This window comes from Novosphingobium profundi (assembly GCF_018491765.1).
Taxonomy (GTDB): Bacteria; Pseudomonadota; Alphaproteobacteria; order Sphingomonadales; family Sphingomonadaceae; genus Novosphingobium; species Novosphingobium profundi.
In genome coordinates this window covers 294,523-302,775 of record NZ_JABWCU010000007.1, presented here as the reverse complement: position 1 = coordinate 302,775, position 8,253 = coordinate 294,523, and the positions used below count along the sequence as shown (strand labels likewise).

Annotated in this window: 5 protein-coding genes; 2 read left to right on the top strand and 3 right to left on the bottom strand. The window is 60.4% G+C overall.

Annotation, left to right across the window (positions count from 1 at the left end):
* Positions 1–231 precede the first annotated feature (231 nt).
* The gene (locus tag HT136_RS09830) at positions 232–639 is read right to left on the bottom strand and encodes a hypothetical protein (RefSeq protein WP_214199570.1); all 408 of its coding nucleotides are present in this window, start codon (positions 637–639) and stop codon (positions 232–234) included.
* 263 nt (positions 640–902) lie between these two features.
* On the bottom strand, positions 903–1,910 hold the full coding sequence (locus HT136_RS09825) for a toxin-antitoxin system YwqK family antitoxin (protein WP_214199569.1): 1,008 nt from the start codon (positions 1,908–1,910) through the stop codon (positions 903–905).
* A gap of 1,355 nt (positions 1,911–3,265) precedes the next feature.
* Between HT136_RS09825 and HT136_RS09820 the strand changes: the two genes are divergently transcribed.
* Together HT136_RS09820 and HT136_RS09815 are read left to right on the top strand one after the other, a co-directional pair.
* Entirely contained in the window at positions 3,266–4,132 is an 867-nt protein-coding gene (locus tag HT136_RS09820; protein ID WP_214199568.1) for a hypothetical protein, read from the top strand.
* A gap of 402 nt (positions 4,133–4,534) precedes the next feature.
* A complete protein-coding gene (locus HT136_RS09815; protein ID WP_214199567.1) occupies positions 4,535–5,233 on the top strand; it encodes a pirin family protein in 699 nt (232 codons plus the stop codon).
* A 20-nt stretch (positions 5,234–5,253) separates the two neighbouring features.
* Here the strand turns inward: HT136_RS09815 and HT136_RS09810 are convergent, their stop codons facing one another.
* On the bottom strand, positions 5,254–8,100 hold the full coding sequence (locus HT136_RS09810) for a sensor histidine kinase (RefSeq protein ID WP_214199566.1): 2,847 nt from the start codon (positions 8,098–8,100) through the stop codon (positions 5,254–5,256).
* Positions 8,101–8,253 lie beyond the last annotated feature (153 nt).

Below are 8,253 nucleotides of genomic sequence, written 5' to 3'. Positions count from 1 at the left end.
GTTTGGTTCGCGTACGGCCTATGGCAACGGCGAGCTTCAAATCCGGATAACCCGAACAATAGCTAACTGCGTCCGGCACCGGATTAGACTGACCCGCGAGTGCAGTGGCTTTGTCCGCTAACCACCCCTGATTGCCATTCCGCATGGCTCATCGCCAAATTTAGCGTTGTGAAGCCGTCAAACCGGTTTCAGGCGGCGCGAACCAACGCCAGTTACTGGGATGGGTGGTTATCAGTCATTCCCGAGCACCTCTCGAATTGCCCTGAGAGCCGCTATCACCCACCCGATTACTGACGCCAACATCAAGGCTAGCACGGCCCAAATTTGCCAATCGCCGCCGGGAAGGGTCAGCACAAAGAGAGCGAGGCAAATACAGGCGCAGGCGATGAGTCCCCAACGTACTTTCCCGATCGGACCGAAGTACATCTCGCGCTCAATCTGTTGCCAATCCTCGGGAAAGCTCGCGAACGGAACGAGGCTCGGCAATGTGCGCAGACCGAGGCCGCCATCTATCAAGAGAAGGCTTCCAGCAAGTATAATAGGCCACTTGATGGCACTTGAAACCGGCAGGAAGCTGGCACCGATTAATATGACGGCTCCAACAGTCAGGCTATACCAAGGGAGGCGAAAGGAGATCATACTACCTTTTGCCGTGGTGGAGCGGTGTCCGCTAGGGGGCGTGTGCCGAGCGGCAGAAAATCTTGTTTGTCGGTGATGCGCCACACCTGAAGGCGAAAGGCAGCTATCTGCCATTCCTAGGTCTTGAGCCGCCATTCCGCAAACGGCCCGTCCTGGGTGTCTGGGATGGAAAAACTGCCGGTCTGCTCCTGGGGAGCCCGAATTGGCGGCTGAACGGCGGCCAAGGGTCGGTTTCGCTTCGGAACGCCAGTTTGAAGATTGTGTCAGGACGGAGAGCAGTCCCACGCGTTTCCGTTGTGGATCGGTTCGGCCAGCAGCTTGTGGTCGAACGCCTCTACCCTCTCGAGGACTTCGCCTTCGCACGTGATGGTCTCCAGCTTGTAAAGGCCGGGTGCGGAGGAATAGTTCATCATCGCGAGCTTCGCGGGATCGCTGGTGCCGCTCTGTATGGTGGTGTGGACCGCACAGCCGTCCTGCTCGACCATCTTGAGCCCAGGTCCATAACCGGGAAGCATGACGGGTGTATACTCGCGGATCAGCTCACCCTTGGTGTTCCAGGTCCGCTCGCGTACGAACTGGCCTTCGCTCGTGTAGCGTGTAAGCCTCAGAATCTCGCCATCTTTGCTCCACAAGGTTTGAAGCCCGACACGCCTTCCGTGATCGAAATGCCGATAGGCGAGACCGCCGTGCATTGTGCGCTCGATCACTTCGCCATCTGCCCTACCATCAACGTAGGAGCCACTCTCCTTAAGTTCCCCCTCCTTGTCGAAATCGGCGTAGGGTCCGTCGCGCTTGCCATTCTTGTAGTTGGCGAAGGCAGCCTGCACGCCATTGGGATGATAGACGTAATACCTGCCTTCGAGCCCATCGGGGCCGTAGGTCCACTGCTCCTTGAGCACGCCGTCCTCGGTCCAGTGGCGGTAGAGCCCGTCGAGCGCACCGGCTTTCCAATTGCGCTCCATACGCAGCGTGCCGCTGGTATAAAACTGCCGGTCAATTCCATCCTTGAGACCGTTGGCGCAGGCAAGGCGGCGAATGAGCCTGCCGTCGCGATGGCGCAGCTCTAAAGTGCCTGTGAAGAGTGCTCGCCCTTCAAGCCGGCACAGGTCGGCCTCGCCGATATTGCGGTAGTCGGTCAGGACGACGACATTCGGTTCGCCCTGCGAATGTAAAGGCGCAGATGATGCCTGAGCCTGCACAGTCGACGGGGCAGTCACCGCAAGCGCCAGGCAGCCAATGGGGCGGATAGTTTTTGCGAGTAAAAAGGTCATCCGCTCGATTAGAAAACGCTAACCTTGCTTTTCAAGGCCTTGCGACCTTCCAATTGTAATTTCCGCACGCTTTCAAGGCGTAGCGTTGGTCCATAGAGGCGATAGGAGCCCAAGAAGTGTGGTCATCGCGCCCGAGCCTGCATCCACTCGATCAGCCCCACACCCGCGCGCGCATCTTCAAGACTTTCTATCACGTTATCGAAATGGCGAGCCGCGCGAGCTGCGCTGAAACTGCTCTCCGTGGCTCTTGGCGAGCGGCCGCTTTTGAGTTCGCTGGTGGATTCGTTGAATGTCTGGAATGGGTCGGGCGCAGAAGGGCCTCTATGCATCGGCGGCGGGAGTGGCCGCCAGGCGCCCTTGCCGGTCGATCGAGGGCTAATCTGGCGCATCTGGGAGCGGACCGGCCGGTTATCATTGCCAGCCCGATTCGTGGCCGACGGAAAGTGTCAACGAACGGACGTTAGTCCAGTAAGGCGCGCCCAGCTTCAGTCCAGCGCCCCCCTCGAGGGCTCGGTTCCAGCAGGCCATATTTGACTAATTGTTCGACGGCTTGCTCTCCGGCTGAGATACAGGAGTGATCGACCATCCCGTCCTTGGAGATATATTGCTCGCACATCCAAGCGAGCGCCTTAAGTAGGGCCGTGTTCTCAGCATTCATGGCGACAATGTGCATCACGGCGCGAAACATCGCAACGACCGCAGTGGGGTACGTATGTTGCCTGCCCGCATGGCGCCCTAGTCGGTCGCTCAAGGGCAGATTTGACGCTCCAGAAACCTGCCGGTCCGGTCTCCCGCGCAGACCTGAGCGGTCGACGGTGAAGATGGGTGGCAAGCTGCCTTAGCGCCTCCGCTTTTGTAGTTGGTGCTTTAACCAAGCGAGACCAAGGCCAACGGGTATTGAAATGACGATTAGGAACGTGATCGAAAGTGGCCAAGACCAGCCTTGACCCCTCGAAAAAGCTAAGGCTGCAAATGTCAGGAAGACGCTGACAATTTGAAAAAGGTAATCATAGCGGTCGGGCTGTCGTCTGCGCATCGACGTCTAAATGCCTAACCAATCCGATGACCGCAACGGGGCGTCTGCCGAAATTCCGCCACGCGCCCTTGTCGGTCGCTCAGTGTCCGAAGGCACGCTCTCGAAACTCGCCATTCCGGAAAGCACCTTTTGTCGTCACCAACATCTCTTTTCTCGAAAAGTATGGTCAAACCAGAGCAGAAGAGGTCGTCTCAGAATTGAACGGCAATGACGTTTGAGAAGACGGTAACGCTGGCGATGCCTCTGCAGCCGGCGCATAATCATGGCTGTTCCTGCGTCAGATCAACATCGGTCGTTCTTGCAGGCGGAAAGGGAGTGTATGACAGCCCAGGCCAGCGGAACTTCTGATCGCCGACAGGTCGCCGCGAAGATTGCGCCCTTCATTATCGTTACGCTGGCTGGGATAGCGGTACGAACGCCAATGGCGGCTGCTTATCCGATTGCGGGGCTGCTCTTGTTCCTTTGGGTTGTTACGGACGCGCTGATGCTGTCGCTCGTCGCCCGATCGTCCGGGAAGCCGGAGTGGAGCGCCGTTCTCGGTGTGCTGGCTGGAGCGAGTTTTACCGTCGGGCTGGCTTTGCCTTCGCCACTACGGCGCGCGCTCCTCGAAATGCCGATCCTCGCAGTCACGATGGCGACCGTTATTTTGGGCCATGTGGCGTGGGGCACAGCCCGGGCAAGCCGGGCGATGAACAGGGAAGACGTCGATCGCAAGGAGCGGTTGGTGTCGGCCGCGTCGGAATTCATTCCGCCGGCGCTGGCCCGATTGGCCGTAGCAGAGATAGCCGTAATCCACATGGCGCTGTTTCGCTGGGGAGGCTCCGCCGATGTGCCAGCAAATACCCGCGCCTTCACCTATCACAAGCACCTGACGCCGATGTGCGCGACGCTACTGATCTTGTCGGCGATCGAGATCGCGGCCTATCATCTACTGCTCGGACACTGGAGCCGCACCGCCACGGTCGTCATGTTCATCGTGAGTGACGTGGGGTTCGTGTACTTGGTAGGCCTTATCAAGTCTTTCCGGTTTAGCCCCGTGCTTCTGACTCCTGAAGGAGTGCGCGTGCGGGTCGGGTTCCTGATCGACCAACTCGTTCCGCTCGAGGCCATTGCTGCCGTTGAAGGGCGCTTTACTGGCGAAGAGGTACGCGACGCGGACACCCTCAACGCGGCGCTGCTCGCCTAGCCGAACATCATGCTGCGGTTGGATCGTTCTTTGCCTCGACGTTCGCTCCTGAAAAAGCGAAGTCCGTTCGTGCGTGTCGCATTCCGCTTAGACGATCCCGAACCGTTCACCCGCCTCCTTGTCTGGCGGTTAGGTCATCGCGCCAGCTAGGTCGGGTTCGTGCCAAGCCCGCCAAGCGCCTTTGTTGGTCGTTCGTGGGTCGGTTTGACGCGTCAGGGAGCAGACCGACCGGTTTTGCCTTGTGAGGCAATTATTTGCTGAGAGGGGGAGGGCGGTTGAAGTCGCGACTGTTCAACTTCGTGGAATTCGCTCGGCGAAATTATCGGTCTGATCGCAAGACCTGGACGGGGCTACGAAAGTGATGCGCGGCGGCCGGTTCCGGCGGCCTCTTGGAGACACATTATGATAACCTTTCGCGACAGAGGCGCTCGTGGCCGTCATTCAGGCGCCGAAGTCGACGCACGCCACAGCTTCTCTTTCGGCGATTATATCGACCCGAAGAACATGGGCTTTCGTGCGCTTAGGGTTCTCAACGAGGAGCGTATCATTCCCGGAGGCGGCTTTGCCGAACATGCCCACCAGGATATGGAAATCATAACCCTGGTGCTGGAAGGTACTGTTCGCCACCGCGACGATCTGGGCAATGAAACACGGATTCGTGCAGGCGAAGTGCAGCGCATGAGCGCGGGCACAGGCGTGAGGCATAGCGAACGCAATCCCTCGGCGGACAGCCGCACCCATATTCTGCAAATATGGATTCACCCTTCGAAGGCAGGTCTTGCGCCGTCCTACGAGCAGCGCAGCTTCGATCCGCGAGCGCGACACAACCGCTTTGGCGTCCTGGTCAGCGAAGACGGGCGGGAGGGTTCCTTATCGATCCATCAAGACGCAGTTCTGGAACTGGCATGCCTTGATGAAGGCACAAGCCTCACCCGCTCGCTCGACCCGCAGCGCGGCTATTGGGTGCAAGTCATTAGCGGCATCATCGGCTTGAATGGCACGGAACTTCGAATGGGTGATGGGGCAGCCCTGACGCAGGAACAGCTCTTGGCGCTTGAAGCGGATACCGACTGCGAAGTGTTGCTGATTGACTTGCCGTGAAAGCAGGACCTGCTGGGAGATCACAAGGTTCTATAAGCAATGTCCGCCGGGATGGCGAATGTGATTGCCGTTCCACCCTGTCCGCTAGTCGAGATATCCAGGGCCCCGGAGAGCTTTCGCGCGCGTTCTCGCATTCCAACCAGACCATAGTGACCCTCTCTTGCCCCGGCCTCGAGAACAGTGCGAGGCAAGCCTTTGCCATCGTCACCAATGGAAACGATGACTTCGTCCGAGCTATAGCGAATACGCAAAGCGACATGGCTCGCCTGGGCATGGCGCACCGTATTGCTCAGGGCTTCGCGCATGATGATGATGACTTCATCGGCCACAGGCGCGCAGATCAGGCGGGCGAGGCCGGTCGTTTCGAGATCCCACGCGATCGTTGACGGAAGGATGTCATCGGCCAGTCTGGAGAGACGCTCGGCCAATTCCACCGGCAGCAGGTCCTGGCGCATGGAATGGACACGTTCGCGGCTTTCCAGAAGTACGCTGTCCGCCCGGTCCAGCGCGCTCTCCATTTCCGCGCGCGCCTTGTCGCCCCGTGGCAGCAGTTCGACGACGGCCTGGAACCGAAGCATCAGGCCCTGGAAGCCCTGAAGCAAGGTATCGTGCAGTTCCCGGGCGATGCGCTCGCGTTCGGCTAACTGCACCTCCACACGGCTGCGCGCACGCTCGGTGATGATCGCCAGTCGTCTGCGGTAGAAGAGCCAGATCGCCGCCATGACGAGGACTGCGCAGCAGATGAGAAACCAGCTTGACTGGTAAAACGCCGGCGCGACCTCGAAACTAAGCCGTGCCCCTTCGCTATTCCACACGCCTGCATTGTTGGCCGCGATAACCTGTAATTCATAACGTCCGGGGCCAAGGTTCGTGAACAGCGCCTGCCGCCCCATTCCTGCATCGTACCAGGTCCCATCGCCCCCGGCGAGACGATATCGGAACTGGTTTGTCGCCGCGTCGGTCAGGCTGAGTGCCGTATACCGGATCTCGACCCTGCCGATGTTGGGAGGCAGGCGCACCGGCTCCGTACCCGAAAGCGGATAGCCGCGGCCGTCGGCGTTCAGCGACAGGATCGATACGGGCGGTACGATGCGATTGCGGACAAGACGCGAGGGTTCGACCCAACCAATTCCCCTGTCGGTCACGAACCAGAGCGTTCCACTTGCGTCGCGGGCAATGTCGTTCGATTCAAAGACGTTCGAACGGGCCCGATAATCGCTTTCCTGGCCAATGCTCTGGAAGGCGATCGGGGTGCCGGGCTTGCGGAAGGCCTTGGCAAGTGCCTCGTCCTTCACGCGCACGACCCCCGTGGCGCCAATCATCCAGGTCCATCCATCGCCCGTCTGAAGCACACCGGTCAGTCCGGCGAGAAAGGGGTACATTCGTTCAGACAACTGCGCGATCGTACCGTTCGCGACAAGAGCCAGTCCCTTTTGCCCGCCGAGAAGCAGTCCCTCGCGAGCCGGTGTCAGTGTGGTGATCGTGCCGATCGTCAACACCTTGCCCGGCACCCGAAGTCGTGTGCCACGTGCATCGCGTATGAGCAGTCCGGTGCGACTGCGCGCGGCCAACAGCCCTCCCTTGGGATCGGCCCGCAACAGGGTTATGGTCCCGCCCGGAGGCCCGGCTTCGATCAACCGGTTCTCACCAACCCGGTACAGCCGGTCCATGCCCGTCCAGAAGGTCCCGTTTTTGTCCTGGGCGCAGCTGACTGACAGCGGCCCTGCAATTTTCCGAAGCTTCTTGACCGTTCCACCGCGGTCCAGTTCGAGCAGGGTCGCACCTTCCAGGCTGATTGCCAGCATACGCTCCGGACTGCCGCACAAGACCCCGATATCCCGCTGGGCAAACACCAGATGCGGCACGCCATCACGATGGCTGATACGATAGACACCGGCCGTTCCGGCGAAAAAGACATAGGGTGATCTTGGGTCGCTGACGAACCCGGTGACGGGTTCTGGTGCCCCTTTGGCGGCCATCATCGTTGCCGGCGCGAAGCGGTCCAGCCCGGTGGCCGTTCCGACCCAGACATTTCCTTCGCGATCCTCCAGAGCCGACAAGGAAAGCTTTGAAGTCATGGCATGGGGCGTTTCACCGGTAAGCCGACCCTTCCGTTTCCGATAGCGGACCAGGCCGTTGTCCTGCCCTGTGATCCAGATGCCACCATCGCGGTCGATCAGCATGTGCCGCGTTATATACGGCGTGCCGACATGCCCCAGCCTTGCCAAGGCGCCTTTGCCGTCCAACCGGCGCAGCCCTGCGTCATCGGCAAGCCAGATTGTTCCATCGTGATCCTGCGCCAGCGCGGCAAAGCTCTCTACCGTCTCGGCGGTGCGCACCAGGCGCGATCCGCCGAGCTCGACGTGGAGCAGCGACGGTGGCAACGCGGCGTAGATCAGGCCCTCGCGGGTCGCCAGGACCGGCCCCATGAGGCCGTCGACCAAGCCTCGGCTGCTGTCGAAGCGCGTCCAGCGGCCTGCCTTGCGGCGCGCGAGTTGCATGGCCCCGCGCACTTCGCTGGCTACCCAGATCGATCCGTCGCGAGCTTGCACGATCGCCGCCACCCCGCCTTCGGGCGGCCAGGGATTGGCGTCACGCAGGTGACCCTCGCGATAGATCCCGATGCCCCCGAAGTCATAGCCGACCCAGATCTCGCCATTGCGCGCAGCCAGCAAGGCGGTGACCTGGAGCGAACGCCCACGATCCTCCTGATCGGGCCTGATCCGCTCGAAATGGACGCCATCGAAGCGATAGAGGCCCGTCGATGTCCCCAGCCAGAGGAAGCCGTCCGGTCCTTGTGCCAGGGCGCGGATATTGCCCGGCGCGCCGTCCCGCAAGGTCCACCCGGTATGATGCAACTGGTCCACGTTACGATCGGGATCAAGAGACCACCCCGGCGATGCGATAAACAGCAGGAGAAGTCCTAGAAGGACGCTCCGGCCAACGGACACGAGGGAGACGTTTGGAGAAGACACCGATGCCAAGCCTCGAATTAGCCGTGCCCGGCAAGTGGACCAACT

Bases quoted from the DNA above. Each gene is read 5' to 3' on its own strand.
- HT136_RS09820 (WP_214199568.1), top strand. From the start codon at position 3,266: ATGACAGCCCAGGCCAGCGGAACTTCTGATCGCCGACAGGTCGCCGCG.
- HT136_RS09825 (WP_214199569.1), bottom strand. From the start codon at position 1,910: ATGACCTTTTTACTCGCAAAAACTATCCGCCCCATTGGCTGCCTGGCG.
- HT136_RS09830 (WP_214199570.1), bottom strand. From the start codon at position 639: ATGATCTCCTTTCGCCTCCCTTGGTATAGCCTGACTGTTGGAGCCGTC.
- HT136_RS09815 (WP_214199567.1), top strand. From the start codon at position 4,535: ATGATAACCTTTCGCGACAGAGGCGCTCGTGGCCGTCATTCAGGCGCC.